This window comes from Rhodoplanes azumiensis, assembly GCF_042682915.1.
GTDB lineage: Bacteria > Pseudomonadota > Alphaproteobacteria > Rhizobiales > Xanthobacteraceae > Rhodoplanes > Rhodoplanes azumiensis.
Genome location: NZ_JBHUIW010000015.1, coordinates 62,543 through 84,846 on the forward strand (window position 1 = coordinate 62,543; position 22,304 = coordinate 84,846).

At 69.4% G+C, this 22,304-nt stretch carries 18 protein-coding genes and 1 pseudogene; 11 read left to right on the forward strand and 8 right to left on the reverse strand.

Annotated features, from left to right (window positions below; translation table 11 throughout):
• Positions 1–521: pseudogene (locus tag ACFSOX_RS13700) on the reverse strand (hypothetical protein); the annotation flags it as partial.
• Between ACFSOX_RS13700 and aceB the strand changes: the two are divergent.
• Positions 475–2,241, forward strand: coding sequence for a malate synthase A (gene aceB / locus ACFSOX_RS13705; RefSeq protein WP_378478374.1), 1,767 nt, complete (start codon positions 475–477; stop codon positions 2,239–2,241). The pseudogene ACFSOX_RS13700 and the gene aceB overlap by 47 nt on opposite strands.
• A 393-nt stretch (positions 2,242–2,634) precedes the next feature.
• Positions 2,635–3,606 (forward strand): TorF family putative porin, encoded by a 972-nt coding sequence (locus ACFSOX_RS13710; protein WP_378478375.1) that lies wholly within the window; start codon positions 2,635–2,637, stop codon positions 3,604–3,606.
• A 67-nt stretch (positions 3,607–3,673) separates the two neighbouring features.
• Here ACFSOX_RS13710 and ACFSOX_RS13715 read toward each other — a convergent pair whose 3' ends face one another.
• Positions 3,674–5,419 (reverse strand): ABC transporter ATP-binding protein/permease, encoded by a 1,746-nt coding sequence (locus tag ACFSOX_RS13715; RefSeq protein ID WP_378478376.1) that lies wholly within the window; start codon positions 5,417–5,419, stop codon positions 3,674–3,676.
• Positions 5,420–5,717: 298 nt separating this feature from the next.
• Between ACFSOX_RS13715 and ACFSOX_RS13720 the strand changes: the two genes are divergently transcribed.
• The 3 genes from ACFSOX_RS13720 to ACFSOX_RS13730 all read left to right on the forward strand — a co-directional run bounded on the left by ACFSOX_RS13720 (position 5,718) and on the right by ACFSOX_RS13730 (position 9,526).
• Positions 5,718–6,911: a TRAP transporter substrate-binding protein gene (locus ACFSOX_RS13720; protein ID WP_378478377.1), complete on the forward strand. Its 1,194-nt coding sequence runs from the start codon at positions 5,718–5,720 to the stop codon at positions 6,909–6,911.
• A gap of 174 nt (positions 6,912–7,085) precedes the next feature.
• The gene (locus ACFSOX_RS13725; protein ID WP_378478436.1) at positions 7,086–7,787 is read left to right on the forward strand and encodes a TRAP transporter small permease subunit; all 702 of its coding nucleotides are present in this window, start codon (positions 7,086–7,088) and stop codon (positions 7,785–7,787) included.
• A complete protein-coding gene (locus tag ACFSOX_RS13730; RefSeq protein ID WP_378478378.1) occupies positions 7,784–9,526 on the forward strand; it encodes a TRAP transporter large permease in 1,743 nt (580 codons plus the stop codon). The genes ACFSOX_RS13725 and ACFSOX_RS13730 overlap by 4 nt, the downstream gene beginning before the upstream one ends.
• Before the next feature lie 218 nt (positions 9,527–9,744).
• Here ACFSOX_RS13730 and ACFSOX_RS13735 read toward each other — a convergent pair whose 3' ends face one another.
• The gene (locus ACFSOX_RS13735) at positions 9,745–10,959 is read right to left on the reverse strand and encodes a hypothetical protein (RefSeq protein WP_378478379.1); all 1,215 of its coding nucleotides are present in this window, start codon (positions 10,957–10,959) and stop codon (positions 9,745–9,747) included.
• A gap of 237 nt (positions 10,960–11,196) precedes the next feature.
• Between ACFSOX_RS13735 and ACFSOX_RS13740 the strand changes: the two genes are divergently transcribed.
• Entirely contained in the window at positions 11,197–11,637 is a 441-nt protein-coding gene (locus tag ACFSOX_RS13740; protein ID WP_378478380.1) for an META domain-containing protein, read from the forward strand.
• 221 nt (positions 11,638–11,858) lie between these two features.
• On the opposite strand, the gene ACFSOX_RS13745 is transcribed toward ACFSOX_RS13740, so the two are convergent.
• Complete coding sequence (locus tag ACFSOX_RS13745; RefSeq protein ID WP_378478381.1) at positions 11,859–13,355, reverse strand: UbiD family decarboxylase; 1,497 nt, start codon at positions 13,353–13,355, stop codon at positions 11,859–11,861.
• A 102-nt stretch (positions 13,356–13,457) separates the two neighbouring features.
• Between ACFSOX_RS13745 and ubiT the strand changes: the two genes are divergently transcribed.
• The 3 genes from ubiT to ubiV all read left to right on the forward strand — a co-directional run bounded on the left by ubiT (position 13,458) and on the right by ubiV (position 16,020).
• On the forward strand, positions 13,458–14,012 hold the full coding sequence (gene ubiT / locus ACFSOX_RS13750; RefSeq protein ID WP_378478382.1) for a ubiquinone anaerobic biosynthesis accessory factor UbiT: 555 nt from the start codon (positions 13,458–13,460) through the stop codon (positions 14,010–14,012).
• A 65-nt stretch (positions 14,013–14,077) separates the two neighbouring features.
• Entirely contained in the window at positions 14,078–15,088 is a 1,011-nt protein-coding gene (gene ubiU, locus ACFSOX_RS13755) for a ubiquinone anaerobic biosynthesis protein UbiU (RefSeq protein ID WP_378478437.1), read from the forward strand.
• Between the two features lie 5 nt (positions 15,089–15,093).
• Positions 15,094–16,020: a ubiquinone anaerobic biosynthesis protein UbiV gene (ubiV, locus tag ACFSOX_RS13760; protein WP_378478383.1), complete on the forward strand. Its 927-nt coding sequence runs from the start codon at positions 15,094–15,096 to the stop codon at positions 16,018–16,020.
• Between the two features lie 175 nt (positions 16,021–16,195).
• Here ubiV and ACFSOX_RS13765 read toward each other — a convergent pair whose 3' ends face one another.
• The 3 genes from ACFSOX_RS13765 to ACFSOX_RS13775 are packed head-to-tail and all read right to left on the reverse strand — an operon-like array spanning position 16,196 to position 18,445.
• Positions 16,196–16,627: a RidA family protein gene (locus ACFSOX_RS13765; protein ID WP_378478384.1), complete on the reverse strand. Its 432-nt coding sequence runs from the start codon at positions 16,625–16,627 to the stop codon at positions 16,196–16,198.
• A gap of 52 nt (positions 16,628–16,679) precedes the next feature.
• Positions 16,680–17,510, reverse strand: coding sequence for an ABC transporter permease (locus tag ACFSOX_RS13770; RefSeq protein WP_378478385.1), 831 nt, complete (start codon positions 17,508–17,510; stop codon positions 16,680–16,682).
• Positions 17,507–18,445 carry an ABC transporter ATP-binding protein gene (locus ACFSOX_RS13775; protein WP_378478386.1) on the reverse strand — a complete coding sequence of 313 codons (939 nt, stop codon included), beginning with the start codon at positions 18,443–18,445 and terminating at the stop codon, positions 17,507–17,509. The genes ACFSOX_RS13770 and ACFSOX_RS13775 overlap by 4 nt, the downstream gene beginning before the upstream one ends.
• A gap of 185 nt (positions 18,446–18,630) precedes the next feature.
• On the opposite strand from ACFSOX_RS13775, the gene ACFSOX_RS13780 reads away from it, so the two are divergent.
• Together ACFSOX_RS13780 and ACFSOX_RS13785 are read left to right on the forward strand one after the other, a co-directional pair.
• A complete protein-coding gene (locus ACFSOX_RS13780; RefSeq protein ID WP_378478387.1) occupies positions 18,631–19,131 on the forward strand; it encodes a MarR family winged helix-turn-helix transcriptional regulator in 501 nt (166 codons plus the stop codon).
• Between the two features lie 232 nt (positions 19,132–19,363).
• On the forward strand, positions 19,364–20,425 hold the full coding sequence (locus ACFSOX_RS13785) for an ABC transporter substrate-binding protein (protein ID WP_378478388.1): 1,062 nt from the start codon (positions 19,364–19,366) through the stop codon (positions 20,423–20,425).
• A 173-nt stretch (positions 20,426–20,598) separates the two neighbouring features.
• On the opposite strand, the gene groL is transcribed toward ACFSOX_RS13785, so the two are convergent.
• Positions 20,599–22,236 (reverse strand): chaperonin GroEL, encoded by a 1,638-nt coding sequence (groL, locus tag ACFSOX_RS13790; RefSeq protein WP_378478389.1) that lies wholly within the window; start codon positions 22,234–22,236, stop codon positions 20,599–20,601.
• Positions 22,237–22,304: the final 68 nt, after the last annotated feature.

The following is a 22,304-nucleotide window of genomic DNA, read 5'->3' on the forward strand; positions in this document are numbered from 1 at the left end:
ACCAAGCCGGCGAAGCCGGCCAAGGCAACCAAGCCGATGAAGCCGGCTGCGACGGCCGCCAAGCCGGCAAAGCCCGTCAAGCCGTCGAAGCCGGCGACGTCGGCCAAGACCGCCAAGGCCGTCAAGCCGGCGAAAGCCCCCAAGCCGGCCGCGCGCGCCGCGACGCGCGCGGCGGCGAAGCCCGCGAAGGGTTCGAAGCCTGCGAAGGCGACGAAGCCCGCGACGAAGGCCGCCAAGGCCGTCGTCAAGGCGGCCCCGAAGGGCGCCGCCAAGGCGCCCGCGAGGTCGTCGAAGACACCGGCCGCGGCGGCGAAGCCGGCGCCGAGGTCCGTCGGCAAGCCCGCGACCACGCCGTCGGCGAAGCCGACCGCCAAGCCGGTGGCGAAGGCGCCCGCTTCGAAGACCCCTGCCCCGAAGGCGGCGGCCCCCAAGGCCCCGGCCGCGAAGAAGCCCGCCGCCGCGGCGCCGGCGCCGATGTCGAACCTCGACATCGCCCGCGAGCGTGCCGCCGGCCGGGTCAAGCGCGCGGTCCGGCGCGTCGTGGCGACCGTCGCCGACGCGGCGGCCGCCGCGCTCAAGCCGGCGCCGCGGCCCGCCTCGGCGCTGCGTCCGTCCGAGAAGAAGCCGCGGGCCGAGCGGCCGCGGGCGCGCGGCGGCGCCGTTCCGGGCGTCGTCGTGAAGGGCCGCATGGGGCCGCGCTATCCGGAGATCCTGTCGCCCGGTGCGCTCGCCTTCGTGGCCGAGCTGCATCGCCGCTTCGACGGCCGCCGCCGCGAGCTGCTCGCGGCGCGGGCCGAGCGCCAGGCGCGCTTCGACGCCGGCGAGCTGCCCGACTTTCTGCCCGAGACCGCGGAGATCCGCGCCGGCGACTGGAAGGTCGGACCGATCCCGGCCGACCTGCAGGACCGCCGGGTCGAGATCACGGGCCCGGTCGACCGCAAGATGATCGTCAACGCGCTCAACTCGGGCGCGACGCATTTCATGGCCGACTTCGAGGACGCCAACTCGCCGACCTGGTCGAACTGCATCGAGGGCCAGCTCAACCTGCGCGACCGCTGGGACGGCAAGATCGACTTCACCGACGAGACCTCGGGCAAGCGCTACGCGATCGGCGAGACCCCCGCGGTGCTGATCATCCGGCCGCGCGGCTGGCATCTGCTCGAGGAGCACGTGACGGTCGACGGCGAGCCGCTTTCGGGATCGCTGTTCGACTTCGGCCTCTACTTCTTCCACAACGCCAAGGCGCTGCTCGCCAAGGGCTCGGGACCGTACTTCTACATCCCCAAGCTCGAGTCGCATCTCGAGGCGCGGCTGTGGAACGACGTGTTCGTCTACGCCCAGGAGAAGCTCGGCATCCCGAAGGGCACCATCAAGGCGACGGTGCTGATCGAGACGCTGCCGGCCGGCTTCGAGATGGACGAGATCCTCTACGAGCTGCGCGACCACGCCGCCGGCCTGAATGCCGGGCGCTGGGACTACATCTTCTCCTTCATCAAGAAGCTGGCGAAGCGCCCGGACTACGTGCTGCCGGACCGCGGCCAGGTGGTGATGGGCAAGGCGTTCCTCGGCGCCTATGCGCTCCTCCTGATCAAGACCTGCCACCGCCGCGGCGCCTTCGCGATGGGGGGCATGGCGGCCCAGATCCCGATCAAGGGCGACCCCGCGGCCAACGAAGCGGCCTTCGCCAAGGTGAGGGCCGACAAGGAGCGCGAGGTCAACGACGGCCACGACGGCACCTGGGTCGCCCATCCGGACCTGGTACCGGTCGCCAAGGAGGTGTTCGACCGGCTGATGCCACAGCCCAACCAGGTCGACCGCCAGCGCGACGACGTCGAGGTCGGCCAAGCCGATCTGCTGCGCATCCACGAGGGCACCAAGACCGAGGAGGGCTTCCGCCTCAACATCCGGGTCGGCGTGCAGTACATCGAGGCGTGGCTGCGCGGCCGCGGCGCGGTGCCGATCTACAACCTGATGGAGGACGCCGCGACCGCCGAGATCTCGCGGGCGCAGATCTGGCAGTGGCTGCAGTACGGCGCCGTGCTGGAGAACGGCGTGACGGTGACGCCGGAGTTCTTCGACAAGGCGCTGGCCGAGGAGATGGAGCGGGTGCGGGGCGAGCTCGGGGCCGAGGCCTACGACGCCGGCCGCTTCCCCGAGGCGATCGATCTGTTCCGCCGGCTCTCCCTGGCGCCGGAGTTCGAGGACTTCCTCACCGTCCCGGCCTATCAGCTCCTCGCCTGAGCGGATTACCTGCCGCCGCGTTCAAAGGGCCGCCCCTTTCGGGCGGCCCTTTCGCGATTCGCCGGACCGCGCGTGCCGACACGATTCCGCCGCCGTCCGGCCCGCGCGCTGATTCGTCATAGGCAGCCTGCCTGGCTGAACGGACTACCAAATTCCTCCGCGCGGGCAGGTTCTGCGGCCGCATTGTGGCAAAACGGCAACGCCTGTCATGAACCGTATTTGATTGCCTAATTATGCGGCAATTGCCACGCGATTTACCTTGCCGCGCGACCATCCCGTGTGAGTTTATAAATCACGATCTGCTTCCGCCTTGGGGAAGGACGGGGCAGTGGAGTGGGGGTTCAAGCGAGCGCAGCAGCCCGGTGCGTCTCGCAAGGGGATAGGGGGCTCGACATGAAGAAGATCGCTCTGGCAACGATCGCCGCTCTCGGCCTGACCGGCTCGGCGCTCGCCGCCGATATGCCCGTCAAGGCGCCGAAGATCGCCGCGCCGGTCGTCACCAATCCGTGGGACATCGCCTTCGGCGCCGGCGTCTACTCGAACTACATCTTCCGCGGCATCTCGCAGTCCAACAACGGCCCGTCCGTCAACGCGTATTTCGAGCCGCGCTACAACGTCAATCCGAACCTGCAGCTGTATGCGGGCCTCGGCGGCTGGAGCATCGACTTCTCGAACCGCCCGACGGCCGAGATCGACATCTACGGCGGCATCCGGCCGACCTTCGGTCCGGTCGCGTTCGACTTCGGCGTCTGGTACTACTACTATCCGAAGGGCGAGTGCTACAATGCGGCCGTCCCGGGCGAGTGCGCCCTCAACGGCAACATCCTTCCGAACACGGCCAACAACGTCATCAAGAAGGATCTGAGCTTCCTCGAGTACTTCGCGAAGGCGACCTGGACCGTCAACGACAACATCGCGGTCGGCGCCGGCTACTTCTACGACGACAACTGGCTGAACTTCGGCTTCGATGCCCAGTATGTGTCCGGCAATCTCAAGCTTACGGCCCCGTCGAACTGGCTGCCGACCGGCTTCGGTCTCTACGCCTCGGGCGAGTTCGGCCATTACTTCCTGGGCCGCACCGATGCGTTCTACGGCAACATCCGGCTTCCCGACTACAACACCTGGAACGTCGGCCTCGCCCTCACCTGGAACGTCTTCACGGTCGATGTGCGCTACTACGACACCGACCTGAGCCAGGGCGAGTGCAACGCCATCACCAGCGACTTCAACGCCACGTTCGATCCGGGCGCCTTCGTCCCGGGCGTGAACGGTGCCCTGGGCAACGCCTACGGCTCCAAGTGGTGCGGCCAGGCCTACGTGGTGTCGCTGAAGGCCGACCTGACCTATGGCAGCAACCTGAAGTAAGCGTCTCTTCCTCCATCGAATGCCTCGGGGCGGCGCTACGGCGCCGCCCTTTTTTTGAAGCCTGGCTTCACGGCGCCGGCGCCGGATCCCGCTCGCGGATCGTGTGGCGGTCGCCGTCGCGCTCCAGCACCAGGCGGCGCTCGTGCAGGGCGTCCAGCGTCGAGCGATGCCCGATCGAGATCAGCGCCGTGCCGGGCAGCGCTTCGCGCAACAGCCGATACAGGGCGGCCTCGGAAGGTTCGTCGAGCGAGGCGGTCGCCTCGTCGAGGAACAGATAGTCGGGCGCGTGCAGGACGGCGCGGGCGATGGCGAGGCGTTGCTGCTCGCCGAGCGACAGCATGCGGGCCCAATGGGCGTCCTCGTCGAGCCGCGGAACCAGAGCCCCGAGACCGACGGACGTCAGCACCGCGCCGATTCGCTCGCGTGAGAAAGCGTCGGGGAGCGCCGGGTAGCACACCGCGGCGGCGAGCGGGCCGATCGGCAGATAGGGCTTCTGCGGCAGCACCATCACGGACTTGTCGGCCGGCACCGCGATGTCGCCGTCGCCGAACGGCCAGATCCCGGCCAGTGCCCGGAACAGGGTCGACTTGCCCGAGCCCGACGGGCCGGCGACCAGCACGCGGGCGCCGGCCGGAAGCTCGAAGTCGGCGGCCGTCACCAACGACCGACCGTTCGGCAACCGCACGTCGAGCGCCGTGGCCGCGATCGCGTCCGCGTCCGGCCGCCGCGTCACCGCGACGGTCTCGGGCGCCTGCGTCGCGGCCCGCCCCGCCGCGATCGCGGCGTCGAAGCCGTCGAGGCGGTCGACCACGGCCTTCCACTCGGCGATCGACCGGTAGGAGGTGATGAAGAACGACAGTGCCGTCTGAACGCTGCCGAAGGCGGACGCCGTCTGCATCAGCCCGCCGAGATTGACGGCACCGGCGAAATAGGCCGGCGACACGACGACGAACGGGAACACGGTCGAGACCTGACCGTAGCCGGCCGTGAAGAAGGTGAGCTTCTTCTGCCGCGTCATGATGGCGAACCAGTTGCCCATCAGGGCGCCGAAGCGGTCGAGTAGCCGGGCCTTCTCGGCGCTCTCGCCGCCGAGCAGCGCGATCTGCTCGCCGTTCTCGCGCACCCGCACGAGGCTGAAGCGGAAGTCGGCCTCGTAGCGCTGCTGCCGGAAGTTCAGCGGGATCAGCGGCCGACCGATCAGATGGGTGAGCGCGGTGCCGACGATCGCCCAGAGGAGCGCGGCCCAGACCAGATAGCCCGGAATGTCCCAGATGCGCCCGCCGAGATGCAGCGGCGCCTGCGCCGACAGGCCCCACAGGATGGCGACGAAGGAGACCAGGGTGACGACCGCGTTGAGCAGCCCGAGCCCGATGGTCAGGCCGCGGTCGATGAACTGGTTGATGTCCTCGGCGATGCGCTGATCGGGATTGTCGGCCGCGTCGCCGAGCAGCTGCATGCGGTAGTGGTTGCCGTGGGCGAGCCACTGCGACAGATACTGCCCGGTCATCCAGCGCCGCCAGCGGATCTGCAGCCACTGGTTCAGGTAGAGCTGGTAGACGGCGAGCACGATGTAGGCCGCGGCGAGCGCGCAGAAGAACAGGAGCTCGGACACGAAGGCGTCCCAGCTGCGCTCCTGCAAGGCGTTGTAGAAGCGGTTGTTCCACTGGTTGATCATCACCGTGATGGCGACGATGGCGAGCTCGATGACGATCACGGCGGCGAGCAGGCCGCGGCCCGCCCAGCGGTCCTCCGAGCGGAAGTAAGGTGCGGCGAGGCGCCACACGACGGCGAGAGACGATGTCAGGCGGGACAAGGGGCGCTCCACTGGCGGCGGCGCGGCCCGCGGGGCGGGCGGCGAAACGCCGCTTCAATCGCGGCGAAAGCGGGCGTTTTCACGTCCCGGAGGCCGCCGCCGCGGCCTGCCCCGGGCGGGCGCCGGCGATCCGGAATTTCACCTAAAGTTCGATGCCTTCGCCCTTGAGGTTGCGGCGGGAACCGGCCACACTGCCGCCCAACCGGCAGCACCCGCCTGCCGGAGCACGAGCGGTCCACGCTCCAAACGGCCCGAAAACGAGGCCGTTCGCCAACGATTTTTTGGAGGAAACGCAGACATGTCCCGCCCGGATTCCCGCCACCCGTCCGTCCGCACGTCGCCCGCTCAGACCCCGGCGACCACGGCGAAAGCCGCGACGCGGCGCAAGTTCCTGCTGACCGCCGGCGCGGCCGGCGCTGCCGCGACGGTCGCGGCCCCGGCCGTCGCCCAGTCGAGCGGCCCGATCACCATGCGCTGGCAGAGCACCTGGCCGTCGAAGGACATCTTCCACGAATACGCCCTCGACTTCGCCAAGAAGGTCAACGACATGACCGGCGGCGACCTGAAGATCGAGGTGCTGCCGGCGGGCGCCGTGGTGCCCGCCTTCGGCCTGCTCGAGGCGGTGTCGAAGGGCACGCTCGACGGCGGTCACGGCGTCATGGTCTATCACTACGGCAAGCAGACCGCGCTCGCGCTCTGGGGCTCCGGCCCGGGCTACGCGATGGACGCCAACATGCTGCTCGCCTGGCACAAGTACGGCGGCGGCAAGGAGCTGCTCGCCAAGCTCTACGACTCGATCGGCGCCAACGTCGTGTCGTTCCCCTACGGCCCGATGCCGACCCAACCGCTCGGTTGGTTCAAGAAGCCGATCACCAAGGTCGACGACATGAAGGGCCTCAAGTACCGGACCGTCGGCATCTCGATCGACGTGTTCACGGGCCTCGGCGCCGCCGTCAACGCGCTGCCGGGCGGCGAGATCGTCTCGGCGATGGACCGCGGCCTCCTCGACGCCGCCGAGTTCAACAACGCCTCCTCGGATCGCGTGCTCGGCTTCCCGGACGTCTCCAAGGTCTGCATGCTGCAGAGCTACCACCAGAACGCCGAGCAGTTCGAGATCTTGTTCAACAAGACCAAGTACGACGCGCTGCCGGAGAAGATGCGGGCCATCATCGCCAACGCGGTCGAAGCCGCGTCGGCCGACATGTCGTGGAAGGCGGTCGACCGCTACTCCAAGGACTATGTCGAGATGCAGCAGAAGGACAAGGTCCGCTTCTACAAGACGCCCGACGCCGTGCTGAAGCGGCAGCTCGAGGTCTACGACGACGTCGTGAAGAAGAAGGCGGCCGACAACGCGATGTTCAAGGAGATCCTCGAGTCGCAGCGGCAGTTCGCCCAGCGCGCCACGCAGTGGGAGAACGACACGGTGGTGAGCCGCAAGATGGCGTTCGATCACTATTTCGGCGCCGCCGGCGTCGCCAAGCAGCCGACCTGATCACGCCCATACCGGAGCGGTCCTCGCCGTCGCGAAGGTCGCTCCGGTCCCGTCCGCCACGCCGTTGCCGAACGCGGCGACGCGTCCGACCGTCAGACGACGTCCCGTCCGCGGCGCGCCGGACGGCCCACGCGCCCCGATCGCCCCCCGCGCCGAGCGTCCCCGCCCATGTCGATGCAAGCGTCCACCCGGGCCATTCGGCGTGCGAAGCCGATCCAGCGCGTCCTCTACATCGCCGACCTGATCAGCACGATCGTCGGCAAGACCGCGGCCTGGCTGATCATCGTGCTGATGGCGGTCGTCGTGATCGAGGTGGTCAAGCGCTATGCCCTCAACGCCCCGACCGCCTGGATCTTCGATCTCAACAACATGCTCTACGGCACCGTGTTCATGCTGTGCGGCGCCTATGCGCTCGCCCAGAACGCGCATGTCCGCGGCGACTTCCTCTACGGCTCGATGCGGCCGCGCACCCAGGCCGGGCTCGACCTCGCCCTCTACATCCTGTTCTTTTTCCCCGGCATCGCCGCGCTGATCTATGCCGGATATCACTACGCCCAGGATTCGTGGCGCATTCTCGAGCACTCGAACGTCACGGCCGACGGGCCGCCCGTCTATCCGTTCAAGACCGTGATCCCGATCGCCGGCGTCCTCGTGATGATGCAGGGGCTCGCCGAGATGCTCCGCTGCGTCGTCTGCCTCAGGACGGGAACCTGGCCGCCGCGCCTGAAGGACGTCGACGAGCTCGACGTCGTCGAGGAGCAGCTCGCCAAGAGCGAATACATCGACGCCGCCGACCGCGACGCGGCGATCGCCCGCACGCACAAGATGGAAGAGACCGTGCGCCAGCGCGGCATGGGGGGAGACGTGAACACATGAGCGATCCCGCTCTCGGGCTCCTGATGCTCGGGCTCATCGTGATCGCCATCATGATGGGCTTCCCCACCGCTTTCACGCTGATGGGGCTCGGCATCTTCTTCGGCTTCTACGCCTTCTACGATCCGAGCCAGTTCTGGTGGGACAACCGCGTCTTCGACCTGATGGTCCAGCGCGCCTACGGCGCGATGACCAACGACGTTCTGATCTCCATCCCGCTCTTCGTGCTGATGGGCTACGTGATGGAGCGCGGCGCGCTGGTCGACAAGATGTTCTACAGCGTGCAGCTCTCGTTCAGCCGGCTGCCGGCGTCGCTGGCGGTCGCGACCCTGATCGTCTGCGCCTTCTGGGGGCTGGCCTCGGGCCTGGTCGGCGCCGTCGTCGTGCTGATGGGCGTGATCGCGCTCGGCCCGATGCTGCGCGCCGGCTACGACGTCAAGCTCGCCGCCGGCGTCATCACGGCCGGCGGCACGCTCGGCATTCTCATTCCACCCTCGGTGATGATCATCGTCTACGCGGCGGTCGCCGGGCAGTCGGTGGTGAAGCTCTACGCCGCGGCGATGTTCCCGGGCTTCTTCCTGGCGAGCCTCTACATCGCCTACATCGTCGGCCGGGCCCTGATCCAGCCGTCGCTGGCGCCGCCGCTGCCGCCCGAGCAGACGCGCGTGCCGGTGCCGCAATGGGTCGACCGGCTGCGCGTCGCCTACTCGCCCAACATGCTGAAGACCTTCGTCACCGCGCTCGCCTCCCCGGCCCGGGCTCTGGCGGTCAAGACGGAGGACGGGGTGCCGGTCCGCTACGGCACGCTGCTCGGCAACTTCCTGATCGCGCTGGTGCCGCTCGCCCTGTGCGTCGCGGTGATGGGCCTCGTCTGGTGGTACGTCGTCGTCCACCGCGCACCGGCCGAGGAGATCGAGGCGCTCGGCCTGCAGCCGCTCGGTGGTGCCGCCCCGGTCGAGGAGGCGGCGGATAGCGGACCGGGCACCGGCTTCTACGTGACCTACGGCGTGATCTGCGCGCTGCTCGCGGCGATGCTGATGCGCTACTACTGGCGCATGGAGGCCGAGCGGTTCTCGCTCCTCAAGCTGCTCGCCACCTCGGTGCTGCCGATCGGGGTGCTGAGCACGACCGTGCTGCTCGTCATCCTGCTCGGCATCACCACGGCGACCGAGTCGGCCGCGGTCGGCGCCTTCGGGGCCTTCCTGCTGGCGCTGCTCGCCCGCACGCTCGACTGGAAGCGCACCACCGAGGCGGTGTTCCTCACCGCCAAGACGACCGCGATGGTGTGCTGGCTGTTCATCGGCTCGGCCCTGTTCTCGGCCGTGTTCGCGGTGCTCGGCGGCCAGGCGCTGCTGGAGCGATGGGTGCTGTCGCTCGACATGACGCCCACCCAGTTCATGCTGCTGTCGCAGGCGATCATCTTCATTCTCGGCTGGCCGCTGGAATGGACCGAGATCATCATCATCTTCGTGCCGATCTTCCTGCCGCTGCTGAAGCACTTCGGCATCGATCCCGTCCTGTGGGGCGTGCTCGTCTTCGTCAACCTGCAGGCCGCCTTCCTGTCGCCGCCGGTCGCCATGTCGGCCTTCTACCTGAAGGGCGTCGCGCCGCCGCACGTCACCATCAACCAGATCTTCGCCGGCATGATGCCCTACATGGGCGTGGTGATCCTGTGCATGGTGATCATCTACATGTGGCCCGATATCGTGCTGTGGCTGCCCAACTGGCTGTACGGAAGCTGACGGGGCGAGGTGGCAGCCCTCGCGTCCCTCGCCTGCCGTGAGCGCGTCGCCAGATCCTCGGTCGTTCCGGGGCCGCGTGACAGCGCGGAGCCCGGGATCCTTGCCCCCGGTCTGTCGTGAGCCACCGGCGCCGGGGATATGGATTCCGGGCTCGGCGCTGCGCGCCGCCCCGGAATGACGCGTTCTACAGTGCACGCTTCAGCGAGAGGTGAAGAGCCTCACTTCCAGCTCTGGTTCTCGGCGTCCCAGACGCGGCCTTTCAGGTCGCGGGCGAGGGTCGCGAGCAGCGCTTCGGTCTCGACCGCGGCGCTCTCCTCCTCCTGGCCGTGATAACCGGCCGTGAAGGCGAGCTGGGCGCCTGCCGCCTTGTCGGCCGGCTCGATCGAGGATTCGCCGAGCCAGATCACCAGCCCGTCGCCGCCGGTGGGCTTCTCCGGACCGACCAGCAGGGTCACCTCGATCACCTCGGACAGATCGAGGCCGCGCGCCGCCTGGTCGGGGCGCTCGAGCGTGATGGTCACCTCGCGCGTCACCTCGTCCCAGCGCGCCGACACCGGCTTCGCGGAGAGTGCCGCCGCCACGGCGGCCGACAGCTTCTCGCTCAGCGCATCGATCTTGAGGGCGCCGCCGTCCATGAACGCGGCCGCATCGACCCGCACGGCGCGCTCGATCCCGTAGGCGCCCGTGGTCCAGCCGGCCGTGATCACGCCCGGCATGCCTTGCAGCCGCGCGACCAGCGCGGCGGCACGCTCCGGCGCCGTCTCCAGCCGCACCGTCTGGTGGCCGCTGCGCAGATCCGTGCAGGTCTGCACCAGGCTCGCATAGTCGACCCGCACGCCCTGGCCGCGCAGGCTCTTCACCAGATCGACGAGGCCGTCGCGCGACACCTTCACGGCGACCGCCACGGGTGACACGTCGGCGAAGGTCGCGGGCGAGGTGACGATCTCCTCCTCGCTGGCCTGCTGGTCCTTGAACTCCTGCTCGCTCATGTCGGACAGGTCGGTCGCCGCCGCCGGCTGCGTCTTGCCGTCGCGCGTGATGGTGCCCTCGAGCGAAAACGTGTCGTTCGTCTGCTTGCGGGTCAGGCTGACCGTCACGGGCACGCCCTCCGGCTCGCTCCTGCCGCTGCCGACCAGCTTGCCGCCCTCCGGCTTGAGCGCGATCTTGAAGCGATCCTTGCGGATCGAGCCGGGGGTCACCGAGTGGCAGAGGTCGAGCTCGGCCGAGACGACGCGGTTGCCCTGGCGCACCTCGCGCCAGATCGCGTCGCTCGACAGCGATCCCATGAGCTCGCCGAAGATCGTGATGTAGCGCACCGTCTCGGCCGGCGACGTCGGCGCGGGCGCCGGTCGCGTGCCCTTGGCCTGCGGGAAGGCGGGGCCGGAAAGGGCGAGCGTCAGGGACGCGGCGGCGACGGCGGCGAGCGCACGCATGAAATCCTCCAGGGGAAACGGCGAGGTCGGCGGTGATCGGCCGCCGACGCTTGACCACAACCACGGCCAGCCGGCAAGAACAAGGCACCCGGCGACCCGGCGCGGCGCGACGGGCCCGGCCGGCCCGGCGGCCGGCCGCGGCTGCGCCGCGCCGCGGCCGCGATACCGTCCTCGATCGCGGTCTCGATCGCGGTCTCGATATCTTCCTCGATCCTGCTCTCGAACCGGAGTGACCTCATGATCTTTCGCGGCTCTTTCGTCCTGCGGCTGTCCCTCGCGCTCACCGTGTGGGGCGGCATGACGTGCGGCGGCGTGATCTGGGGCGCGACCGAGGGCGCGCAGGCGCAGGGCGCCTTTCCTTACGGGCAGGAGCTGCGCATGGACGCCGATCCGATGAAGGGCTCCAAGAAGGTGCCGATCCTCGACATCGCCGACAACGGTCTCGCCGAGATCGAGCTGTGGTGCGACGCCGTGAAGGCGCGCCTCGTCGTCGCCGGCGATACCGTCACGGTGCTGACCGGGGAGCGCGCCGCCCGCACCTGTCCGCCCGAGCGCGCCCAGGCCGACGCGGCGATGATCGCCGCGCTCGAGCAGGCGACCCACTGGAGGATGGTCGGCGACGCCCTGGTGCTCTCCGGCGGCCCGGCCGAGCTGCGCTTCCGCAAGCAGGGGAATTGAGGCGCAGTCCTTTCACCTCTCCCCGGCGGGGAGAGGTCGGATCTCGCGCAACAGCGCGAGATCCGGGTGAGCTACTGCCGAGGTCTCCATCGGCTCCGTAAACCCTCACCCCGACGCGCTTCGCGCGTCGACCCTCTCCCTCAGGGAGAGGGTCTCGATGCGCTGCGGCTCGACAAGGAGGCAGCCGACCTCGCCCCTCCAGGGGGTGGTGAAGACGATAATCACAACCCCAGCTTCGACCACAGCGCATCGACGCGCGCCGTGACCTCGGGCGTCGCCTTCAGCACCGCGCCCCATTCGCGGCTGGTCTCGGTGCCGATCTTGTTGGTCGCGTCGATGCCGAGCTTGCCGCCGAGGCCGGACAGCGGCGAGGCGAAGTCGAGATAGTCGATCGGCGTGCGGTCGATCACCACGAGGTCGCGCGAGGCGTCGAAGCGCGTCGCGATCGCCCAGGCGACGTCGTCCCAGCTCCTCGGATCGACGTCGTCGTCCACCACCACGATCAGCTTGGTGTAGGTGAACTGCGGCAGCATGCCCCACAGGCCCATCATGATGCGCCGGGCGTGGCCGGGATAGCGCTTCTTGATGGCGATGATCGCCATCCGGTACGAGCAGGCGTGCGGCGGCAGCCAGACGTCGACGATCTCCGGGAACGCCCGCTTGACGATCGGCAGGAACAGCTCGTTGAAGGTGGCGCCGAGCACGGCCGGCTCGTCCGGCGCGCGCCCCGTGAAGGTGGAGAGATAGGTCGGGTCGCGCCGCGTCGTGATCGCGGTGACGCGCATCACCGGAAACGGCTCGACCGCGTTGTAATAGCCGGTGTGATCGCCGAACGGGCCCTCCGGCGCCGTCTCGGTCGCCGACACGAAGCCCTCCAGCACGATCTCCGAATCGGCCGGCACCAGCAGCGGCACGGTGCGGGCCTTCGCCAATCGCGGCCGGGCGCCGCGCAGGAGCCCGGAGAACCGCACCTCGGACAGCGCCTCGGGCAGGGGCAGAACGGCGGCCAGCATGGTCGCGGGATCCGTGCCGATGGCGACCGCGACCGGCGTGTCCTTGCCCTGCGCGGCCCATTGGGCGTGATGCTTCGCGCCACCGCGATGGTGCAGCCAGCGCATGATGACGCGATCCGGCCCGAGCACCTGCATCCGGTAGATGCCGAGATTGTAGCCGGCGACCGTCTCGCTGTCGGGCGGCCGGGTCGTCACCACGCCCCAGGTGATCAGCGGGCCGGCCTCGCCGGGCCAGCAGGTCTGCACCGGAAGCGTCCCGAGATCGACGTCGCGGCCGGTGCGGACCTCCTCCTGCACCACCGGGCGGTCCACCGTCTCGGCCCGGGTGCGCATCGCCGCGCGCAGAATCGGCAGACGGGCGAGCGCGTCGCGCAGCCCGTCGACCGGCTGCGGCTCGCGCAGGGAGGCGAGCGCCTCGCCGAGCTCGGCCAACCGCTCGGGGCGAATGCCGAGTCCGGCGGCGACCCGCTCGCGGGTGCCGAACAGGTTGGCGATCACCGGCACGGGCAGGATGCGGCCGCTCGCGTCGCGCGGGCGCTCGAACACCAGCGCCGGGCCGTCGCGGGCGATCACCCGGCGATGCACCTCCGCCATGTCGTGAACGAGGTCGACCGGCTCGGCGACGCGGGCGACGTCGCCCGCCGCGTCGAGATGACGGACGAACTCGCGAAGGTCGCGGAACGGCGGAAAGTCTCGGATCGGCACGGCTCGTCTCCGGAAGGGACGGGATCAAGGGCCGCGCAGTGTCGTGCGTCCTTGACATAGAACAAAGCCCTAGCCGCCCCGGCGGGGTAACCAAGCCCTTCCATGTCGAGCAACTCAGCCACCATCCCCGAGCTCCCGGGGGTTCTCGCGTTCGGCCTGCGGCCGCTGCCGCTCGCCCCGCTCGCGGCCGCCCTCGATCTCGTCGTCAAATCGGCCGCCAGGCGGCATCCCGGCATGTTCGCCCGTCTCGGCGATCAGGCGGGGAAGCGCTTCATCATCGAGCCGACCGACCTCCCCTTCGTCGTCGTGATGACGCCGCGCGCCGAGGATCCCGAGATCCTGGTCGTGCGCCAAGGCGAGGCGCCGGAGGCCGACGCCCGCATCGCCGGGCCGCTCGGCGCGCTGGTCGGGCTCATTCACGGCGCCTATGACGGCGACGCCCTGTTCTTCTCGCGCGACCTCACCGTGGAAGGCGACATGTCGGCCGTGGTGGCGCTGCGCAACGCGCTCGACGACGCCGAGATCGATCTCGTGGCCGAAGCCGCCGCGGTTCTCGGGCCTCTCGCCTCGCCGGCCGAGCAGGTCGGCCGCCTCGCCGCCTCGGTCGCCGAGCGCATCACCGGCATCGCCTTCGCCCGCCCACGGAGCGGCTCATGACCCCCATTCTGGCAGCCGAACGGCCCGGCGCCCCCAAGGCAGCGGGCGCCGAGACGGCCGGCTCGATGTCCCACGACACCTGGACGCCGAAGGGCAAGCTCGAGCTGGTCTGCCCGGCCGGCACGCCGGCCGCCATGCGGGCCGCCATCGAGGCGGGCGCCGACTCGGTCTATTGCGGCTTCGCCGACGACACCAACGCGCGTAACTTCCCGGGACTCAACTTCAGCTACGCCGAGATGGCGGACGGCATCGCCTACGCGCACAAGCGCGGCGTCAAGGTGCTGATCGCCGTCAACACGTTCCCGCGCGCCGGCCAGCCCGAGGCGTGGCATCGCGCGATCGACACGATCGCGCAGGTGGGCGGCGACGCCGCGATCGTCGCCGACATCGGCCTGCTCGACTATGCCGCCGAGAAGCACCCGAACCTGCGCCTGCATCTCTCGGTGCAGGCGGCCGCCGCCAATCCGGAGGCGATCGGCTTCTTCGTCGAGCGCTTCGGCGTGCGGCGCGTCGTGCTGCCGCGGGTTCTGACCGTCCAGGAGATCGCCGTCCTCAACAAGGAAATCCCCTGCGAGACCGAGGTGTTCGTGTTCGGCGGCCTGTGCGTGATGGCGGAGGGGCGCTGCTCGCTCTCCTCCTACGCCACCGGCTGCTCGCCCAACATGAACGGGGTCTGCTCGCCGCCGAGCCACGTCACCTATGCGCAGGAGAAGGGCAACTTCGTTTCGCGGCTGGGCGAATTCATGATCAACACGGTGCCGGGCGGCCAGCCGATGCCGTATCCGACGCTGTGCAAGGGCCGCTTCACGGCGAACGGCGAGACCTCGCACATCTTCGAGGATCCGGCGAGCCTCGACGCCAGCCTGCTGATCCCGCCGCTCCACGAGGCCGGCGTGACGGCGCTGAAGATCGAGGGCCGGCAGCGCAGCCGCAGCTACACGGATGCGGTGGTGCGGGCGCTGCGCGGCGCGCTCGACCAACATGCCCGCGGCCTGCCGATCAATGCGCGTGCCCTGACGGCGCTCTCCGAGGGCGCCTCGACGACGCGCGGCGCCTATCAGAAGACGTGGCGGTAATTCTCATGACGACCAACGGCGCGGACGCCGCACGCAGCACCCTCACGCTCGGAGCCGTGCTGTTCAACTGGTCGCCCGAGCAGTGGCGCGACTATCACTTCCGGGTCGCCGACGAGGCGCCGGTGGAGCGTGTCTGCGTCGGCGAGGTGGTGTGCTCGAAGCGCCTGCCGTTCTATCAGGACGACATGCCGGCCGTGATCGAGCGCCTGCAGCGCGGCGGCAAGACCGTGATCCTCTCCTCGCTGGCGCTGCCGACGCTGCCGCGCGAGCGCAAGATGATCAACGATCTCTTGGCGATCCCCGGCGTGCTGGTGGAGGCGAGCGACGTCTCGGCGCTCGGCCCGCTCGGCGGCCGGCCGCACGTGATCGGCCCGCTGATCAACGTCTACAACGAGGGCACGGTCGCCTTCATGGAGAAGCAGGGGGCCGTGCATATCTGCCTGCCGCCCGAGCTGCCGATGACCGCGATGGCGGCGCTCGCCGTGAAGGCGAGGACGGCGACGCTGGAGGCGTGGGCGTTCGGCCGGGCGCCGCTCGCCATCTCGGCGCGCTGCTACCACGCCCGCATCCACCAGCTCGCCAAGGACTCCTGCCAATTCGTCTGCAACAAGGATCCGGACGGGCTCGAGGTCGATACGCTGGAGGGCCGCCGCTTCCTCGCCGTGAACGGCGTGCAGACGATGAGCGACACGGTCGTCAACCTGATCGGCGACGTCGCCGTGCTCGCCCAATGCGGCGTCGGGTCGTTCCGCCTGTCGCCGCACACCTGCGACATGGTCGCGCTGGCGCAGGCCTTCCGCGACGTGCTCGACGGCACGATTTCGGCCGCCGAGGGCGAGGCGCGGGTCGCCGCCCTGATGCCGAACGCCGTCTTCTCCAACGGCTTCCTGCACGGCAAGCCCGGCCATCAGCGCATCGCCCTGGCGGGGTAGATCACCCTCTCCCTGAGGGAGAGGGTCGGGCGCGAGCGAAGCGCGCGACCGGGGTGAGGGTTTACGGCGCCGGTTGGCTGGCCTCGGCACCCCCCTCACCCGGATCTCGCGCATGCGCGCGAGATCCGACCTCTCCCCGCAGGGGAGAGGTGAAAGGGGAGTGCGAGCCGCGACGTCACCCCTTCCTCGGCAGCGCGACGATCATGTCGAGCTCGACCCGGGCGCCGGGCGACGAGAGCTGGTTGATGCACACCATCGTGCTGGCAGGACGCCAGTCGCCGAAATAGGGCCGCATGGCGCGGTGCATGCCGTCGCCGTCGCGGATGTCGGTCAGGTACTTGGTCACCTTGACGACGTCCTTCCAGCTCGCGCCCACCTCGTCGAGGATCGACTTGATCGCCTCCATGGCGTTCTTGGTCTGCTCCTCGATCGCATGCGGATGCACGTGCTCCTCGTCGCGATGTGGATGGTCGTGATAGAGGGCCGAGGCGGTCGCCCCCGAGATGAACATCAGGTCGCAGGCCCCGACGATGTGGACGGCCGGCGCATAGGGCATCTTGTGCGCCTGCGACGGATCGGGATGGATCGACTTCAGCTCGAAGGTCATGGGACGTCTCCGGTGCGTTGATATTGGTGCGGCGGGAAGGACGTGAGCGGGATCAGTTGACGCGCCAGTGGCCGAGGCGGACGTCGATGGCGTCCTGGATCTTGGTGACGACGATGCCGAGCGTGGCGAGCACGATCAGCACGGCGAACACCTGCTCGGTCTCCAGCACCTGGCCGGCGAGATAGAGGCGCGCGCCGAGCCCGACCTTGCCGACCACCATCTCGGCGGCGACGACCAGGATGATCGACACGCCGAGCCCGAGCCTTATGCCGGCGAAGATCGACGGGATGGCGCTCGGCAGGAGCACCATGCGGATGATCTGGCGACGCGACGCGCCGAGATCGCGGGCGGCGAGCACGAGGCCCTGGTCGCACTGGCTGATGCCCAGCACGGTGTTGATCACGATCGGAAAGAAGGCGCCGAGCATGCTGATCGTCAGCATGAACGGGCCGCCGGTGCCGAGCCAGATGATCAGCAGCGGGATCAGCGTCACCTTGGGCAGCGGATAGAGCGCGGCGATGAAATTGTCGGCGATCGCCCGCACCCGCACCGACACGGCCATCCAGACGCCGAGCGCGACGCCGAGGGCGAGCGCGATGAAGAAGCCGCCGAAGATGCGCGACAGCGTCGCGATCAGATCGGTCGTCAGGCCGCCGTTGCGGAACATGTCGAGCAGCGCGACGACGATGCGGCTCGGCCGCGGCAGGTAGATGGGGTTGAGCGCCAGGACGATGCAGGCGAGCTCCCAGGCGAGGATCACCACCGCGACCGCGATCCAGCTCAGCGCCTTCGGCTCGCCGAGGCGGGTGAGGAGGCTGCGGGAGCTCTCTGCCGGCGCGGTGTCCGGGCTCGCCAGCGGTCCGGCCGTGGTGTCGGGGCTCACGCTTCGCCTCCCTCGGTCGCCATGGCGCGGATGACCTCCTGGCGCAGCAGCCCGTAGATCCTGTCGAACAGCGCCGAGAAGCGCGGGTCGTGCGTCGTCGCCATGCTGCGCGGACGCGGCAGATCGTTCTGGATCTCGGCCGCGATGCGGCCCGGCCGCGCCGTCATCACCAGGATCGTGTCGGCGAGCAGGATCGCCTCCTCGATCGAGTGGGTGACCAGGATCGCCGTGGTGCCGCTGCGCTCGACCAGAGTCGCGAGCTGCTCCTGCAGCACCAGCCGCGTCTGTGCGTCGAGCGCGCCGAACGGCTCGTCGAGCAGCAAGAGCTCGGGCTCCATCACCAGCGCGCGGGCGATGCCGACGCGCTGGCGCATGCCGCCGGAGAGCTGCCGCGGATATTTCTGCTCGAACCCCGTCAGATCGACGGCGGCGAGCGTCTTCTTGGCCCGGGCGAGGCGCTCGGCCTTCGGCACGCCGGCGACCTCGAGGCCGAACGCGACGTTGTCGACGATGGTGCGCCAAGGAAACAGATTGAAGGCCTGCCAGACGGTCGCCATGTGGGGCGGCGCGACATCCTGGGGCGGCGCGACGTCCGGGCTCGTGCCCGCGTCTTGCGCGGTCGCGTCGGTGTCGCCGCCGAGCCTCACGAAGCGCAGCTTGCCGCGGGTCGGCGCGAGGAAGCCGCGGACGATCTGCAGGAGCGTGCTCTTGCCGCAGCCGCTCGGGCCGATGATCGCCGTCACCTTGCCGGGCGCGAAGCGGCAGCTCACGTCGGCGAGCGCGACGGTCGGCTCGCCGCTCTTCGACGGAAAGATGAGCCCGATGCCCTCGATCGCGATCGTCGTCGCGGACGCTCGCGGCGCCGACCCTTGCGCCGCGGTTGCGTGCGGCGCGGAGGTCGCGGCCGTGGAGGCGGCAGCCTGCGCTGGCGACATGGCGTTCCCCTCCGGGGCTCGAGGCTCGAACCGGACCCACGGGCCGGCTGGTCCGTTGCGTCGAAGCCTCCGACGTGATTATCTTTATGTCAAGATATTTGCGGAGGCAGCCGGTGCCGCGATCCGATGCAGTTTCGTCCCGCGCCGCGGGATCGTCCCGCGATGCAGCGATCTTCGGCGACGCGATGGACCGCTTCATCGCCGAGTGGAACGCCTCGCATCCCGATATCGACGTGCACTATCTCGCGACGCTCGGTCGCATCCTGCGGCTCTCCGCTCATCTGCGCGAGGCGGTCGACGGCTGGCTGAAGCCGTTCGGCCTGACCTGGGACGTGTTCGATCTTCTCGTGACGATCCGACGCTCCGGCGCGCCGAACGGCGTGCGGCCGACGGCGCTCTACGACGCCTGTCTCCTGTCGTCCGGCGCGATGACCAACCGCATCGACCGCGTCGAGAAGGCGGGTCTCGCGGTGCGGCGTCCCGATCCCGACGACCGCCGCGCGACACGCGTCGCGTTGACGCGGCGCGGCGCGACGCTCGCCGGCAAGGCGATGGCCGCGCATGCGGCGCACTCGCGCGACATCGCCGACCGGCTCACCGCGGCCGAGCAGGAGACGCTCGCGCGCCTGCTACGCAAGCTGTTGGCGACGTTCGAGAACGAGACGCGTGCCGGGCACGGCGAATGAGCCCGTCGCCGTGCAGGAGGCCGCCTCGTCACCCGACCGAGCCGACGGGCGAAACGCCGCAGCCGCGGCCGGACGCGACGGCCTTGCCGCCCGCGCCGACCGTGGTGCACACTTCATACAAAGACTGCAGATACGGCAACCGACCCCCTCGCCGTCGTTTCCCCGCGGCATCGCTCTTGCATTTCCCGCCCCGCATCACCTCGATGCCGTTGTCCCACCCCCGGAGGCGCCCATGACCCGCTCCCTCGATCGCCGACGCTTTCTGTCCACGACCGCCGCGGCCGCCGCCGCGGCGACGATCGCGATGCCTTATGTCGCCCGGTCGCAGGAGCGGGCGAAGATCCGCATCGGCGTCGTGCCGCTGATCTCCTCCGGGCCGATCTTCGTCGCCCAGGCGAAGGGATTCTTCGACAAGGTCGGCCTCGACGTCGAGATCCGCTACTTCGCCGACGGCGTGCTGGCGATGCCGGCGCTGATCGCCGGCGAGCTCGACGCCACGGTCGCGACGCTCAATGCCGGCCTGTTCAACACCGTGTCGAAGGGCGCCCCGTTCAAGCTGATCCTCGACCGCGGCTCCGAGAAGCCCGGCTCCGGCTCGATGACCATCGCGGCGTCGAACGACATGGTGAAGGCCGGCATGACGGCGCCGAACAAGATGGCGCTGCTGAAGGGCAAGAAGGTCGCGATCCAGGCGCCGGGCGGCATCGACCAGTATCTGATCGGGCTCGGCGTGCAGCGCGCCGGCCTCGATCCGCGCACCGACGTGGACTGGTCGAGCGGGCTCGCCTATCCGGACATCGTCAAGGCGATCGGCGCCGGCCAGGCCGACGCCGCCAACGTGCCGGTGCCGCTCGGCTTCCTGGTCGAGAAGAACAACTTCGGCAAGCTGGTCTTCTCCGGTTACGACATCGAGCCGAACACCCAGCTCGCCTGCTGGGCGATGTCGCAGAAGTACCTGCAGGCCAACAAGTCGGCCGCGGTGCGCTTCGCCATGGCGCACACCCATGCGGGCCGGCTCTACAACAAGGCCGCCGCCGCCAAGGATCCGGAGGTGATCAAGATCGTCTCCGACGCCACCAAGGTGCCGCCGCCCTTGATCGAGGCCGCGGCGCCGCGCTGGACCTGGTTCGCCGACGACGGCCAGCCCAACATCGACTCCTGCATGGCGCAGGGCAGGTTCTGGACCGAGCAGATGAAGCTCGTCTCCGGCAGCGTCACGAAGGAGCAGCTGTCCGACCTGTCGCCGGCCATCGAGGCGAACGCCCAGCTCGCGACCAAGAATCCGTTCGGGTGAGGATGCGGGGCGCGTGCCCGGGGCCATTCGCTCCAGGCTCCGCGTGGCCCGACTCGCGGCGCGGCGCGTCCGGGACACGAGCGCCCCGCAGCGATCCGCAATCGGCGTCGCGCGAATAGAAAAAGGGCCGCCTCTCGGCGGCCCTTCGTCGTCTGATGATCAGAAGCGGCCGATCAGAAGTCCATGCCGCCCATGCCGCCGCCGTGCGGCATCGCCGGGGCCGGCTTGTCCTTTGGCAGCTCGGCGACCATCGCCTCGGTGGTGACGAGCAGGCCGGCGACCGAGGCCGCGTCCTGCAGCGCGGTGCGCACCACCTTGGCCGGATCGATGATGCCGGCCTCGACCATGTCGACATACTGCTCGGTCTGCGCGTCGAAGCCGAAGGTCTCCGACTTGTTCTCGAGGATCTTGCCGACCACGATCGAGCCCTCGACGCCGGCGTTGTCCGCGATCTGACGGATCGGGGCCTCGAGCGCCTTCAGCACGATGTTGATGCCGGCCTGGACGTCGGCATTGTCGTTCTTCAGCTTGCCGACCGAGGCCTTGGCGCGCAGCAGCGCGACGCCGCCGCCCGGGACGATGCCTTCCTCGACGGCCGCGCGGGTCGCGTTGAGGGCGTCCTCGACGCGGTCCTTCTTCTCCTTCACCTCGATCTCGGTGGCGCCACCGACACGGATCACCGCGACGCCGCCGGCGAGCTTCGCCAGGCGCTCCTGGAGCTTCTCGCGGTCGTAGTCCGAGGTGGTCTCCTCGACCTGCGCCTTGATCTGGCCGACCCGCGCCTCGATGTCGGCCTTCTTGCCGGCACCGTCGACGATCGTGGTCTTCTCCTTCTCGATCAGAACCTTCTTGGCCCGACCGAGCATCTGCACGGTGACGTTCTCGAGCTTGATGCCGAGGTCTTCGGAGATCACCTGGCCGCCGGTGAGGATCGCGATGTCCTCGAGCATCGCCTTGCGGCGATCACCGAAGCCCGGCGCCTTCACGGCCGCGACCTTGAGGCCGCCGCGCAGCTTGTTGACGACCAGGGTGGCGAGCGCCTCGCCCTCGACGTCCTCGGCGATGATGACGAGCGGCTTGCCCGACTGCACCACCGCCTCGAGCACCGGCAGCATGGCCTGCAGGCCCGACAGCTTCTTCTCGTGGAGGAGCACGTAGGCGTCCTCGAGATCGGCCGTCATCTTCTCGGCGTTGGTGATGAAGTACGGCGAGAGGTAGCCGCGGTCGAACTGCATGCCCTCGACGACCTCGAGCTCGGTCTCGAGCGCCTTGGCCTCCTCGACCGTGATGACGCCCTCGTTGCCGACCTTCTGCATGGCGCCGGCGATCATCTCGCCCACGCCCTTGTCGCCGTTGGCCGAGATGGTGCCGACCTGCGCGACCTCGGCCGACGAGCCGACCTTCTTGGCGCGCTTCTCGATGTCCTTCACGACCGCCTGCACGGCGATCTCGATGCCGCGCTTGAGGTCCATCGGGTTCATGCCGGCGGCCACCGACTTGGCGCCCTCGCGGACGATCGCCTGGGCGAGAACCGTGGCCGTCGTGGTGCCGTCACCGGCGAGATCGTTGGTCTTCGAGGCCACTTCGCGCACCATCTGGGCGCCCATGTTCTCGAACTTGTCCTCGAGCTCGATCTCCTTGGCGACCGTCACGCCGTCCTTGGTGATGCGCGGGGCGCCGAAGCTCTTCTCGATGACGACGTTGCGGCCCTTCGGGCCGAGCGTCACCTTCACGGCGTTGGCGAGCAGGTCGACGCCGCGCAGCATCTTGTCGCGCGCGTCGGAGGAAAAGCGGACGTCCTTGGCAGCCATGTCGATTGCTCCGAATTGGGGTCAGTCGGAATATGCCGAACCTCCCGGGGCGGCGCGCTCGCGCGCCC

Bases quoted from the DNA above. Each gene is read 5' to 3' on its own strand.
- ubiU (WP_378478437.1), top strand. From the start codon at position 14,078: ATGTCCCACGACACCTGGACGCCGAAGGGCAAGCTCGAGCTGGTCTGC.
- ACFSOX_RS13740 (WP_378478380.1), top strand. From the start codon at position 11,197: ATGATCTTTCGCGGCTCTTTCGTCCTGCGGCTGTCCCTCGCGCTCACC.
- ACFSOX_RS13780 (WP_378478387.1), top strand. From the start codon at position 18,631: ATGGACCGCTTCATCGCCGAGTGGAACGCCTCGCATCCCGATATCGAC.
- groL (WP_378478389.1), bottom strand. From the start codon at position 22,236: ATGGCTGCCAAGGACGTCCGCTTTTCCTCCGACGCGCGCGACAAGATG.
- ACFSOX_RS13765 (WP_378478384.1), bottom strand. From the start codon at position 16,627: ATGACCTTCGAGCTGAAGTCGATCCATCCCGATCCGTCGCAGGCGCAC.
- ACFSOX_RS13720 (WP_378478377.1), top strand. From the start codon at position 5,718: ATGTCCCGCCCGGATTCCCGCCACCCGTCCGTCCGCACGTCGCCCGCT.
- ubiV (WP_378478383.1), top strand. From the start codon at position 15,094: ATGACGACCAACGGCGCGGACGCCGCACGCAGCACCCTCACGCTCGGA.
- ACFSOX_RS13775 (WP_378478386.1), bottom strand. From the start codon at position 18,445: ATGTCGCCAGCGCAGGCTGCCGCCTCCACGGCCGCGACCTCCGCGCCG.
- ACFSOX_RS13710 (WP_378478375.1), top strand. From the start codon at position 2,635: ATGAAGAAGATCGCTCTGGCAACGATCGCCGCTCTCGGCCTGACCGGC.
- ACFSOX_RS13735 (WP_378478379.1), bottom strand. From the start codon at position 10,959: ATGCGTGCGCTCGCCGCCGTCGCCGCCGCGTCCCTGACGCTCGCCCTT.
- ubiT (WP_378478382.1), top strand. From the start codon at position 13,458: ATGTCGAGCAACTCAGCCACCATCCCCGAGCTCCCGGGGGTTCTCGCG.
- aceB (WP_378478374.1), top strand. From the start codon at position 475: ATGTCGAACCTCGACATCGCCCGCGAGCGTGCCGCCGGCCGGGTCAAG.
- ACFSOX_RS13725 (WP_378478436.1), top strand. From the start codon at position 7,086: ATGCAAGCGTCCACCCGGGCCATTCGGCGTGCGAAGCCGATCCAGCGC.
- ACFSOX_RS13785 (WP_378478388.1), top strand. From the start codon at position 19,364: ATGACCCGCTCCCTCGATCGCCGACGCTTTCTGTCCACGACCGCCGCG.
- ACFSOX_RS13730 (WP_378478378.1), top strand. From the start codon at position 7,784: ATGAGCGATCCCGCTCTCGGGCTCCTGATGCTCGGGCTCATCGTGATC.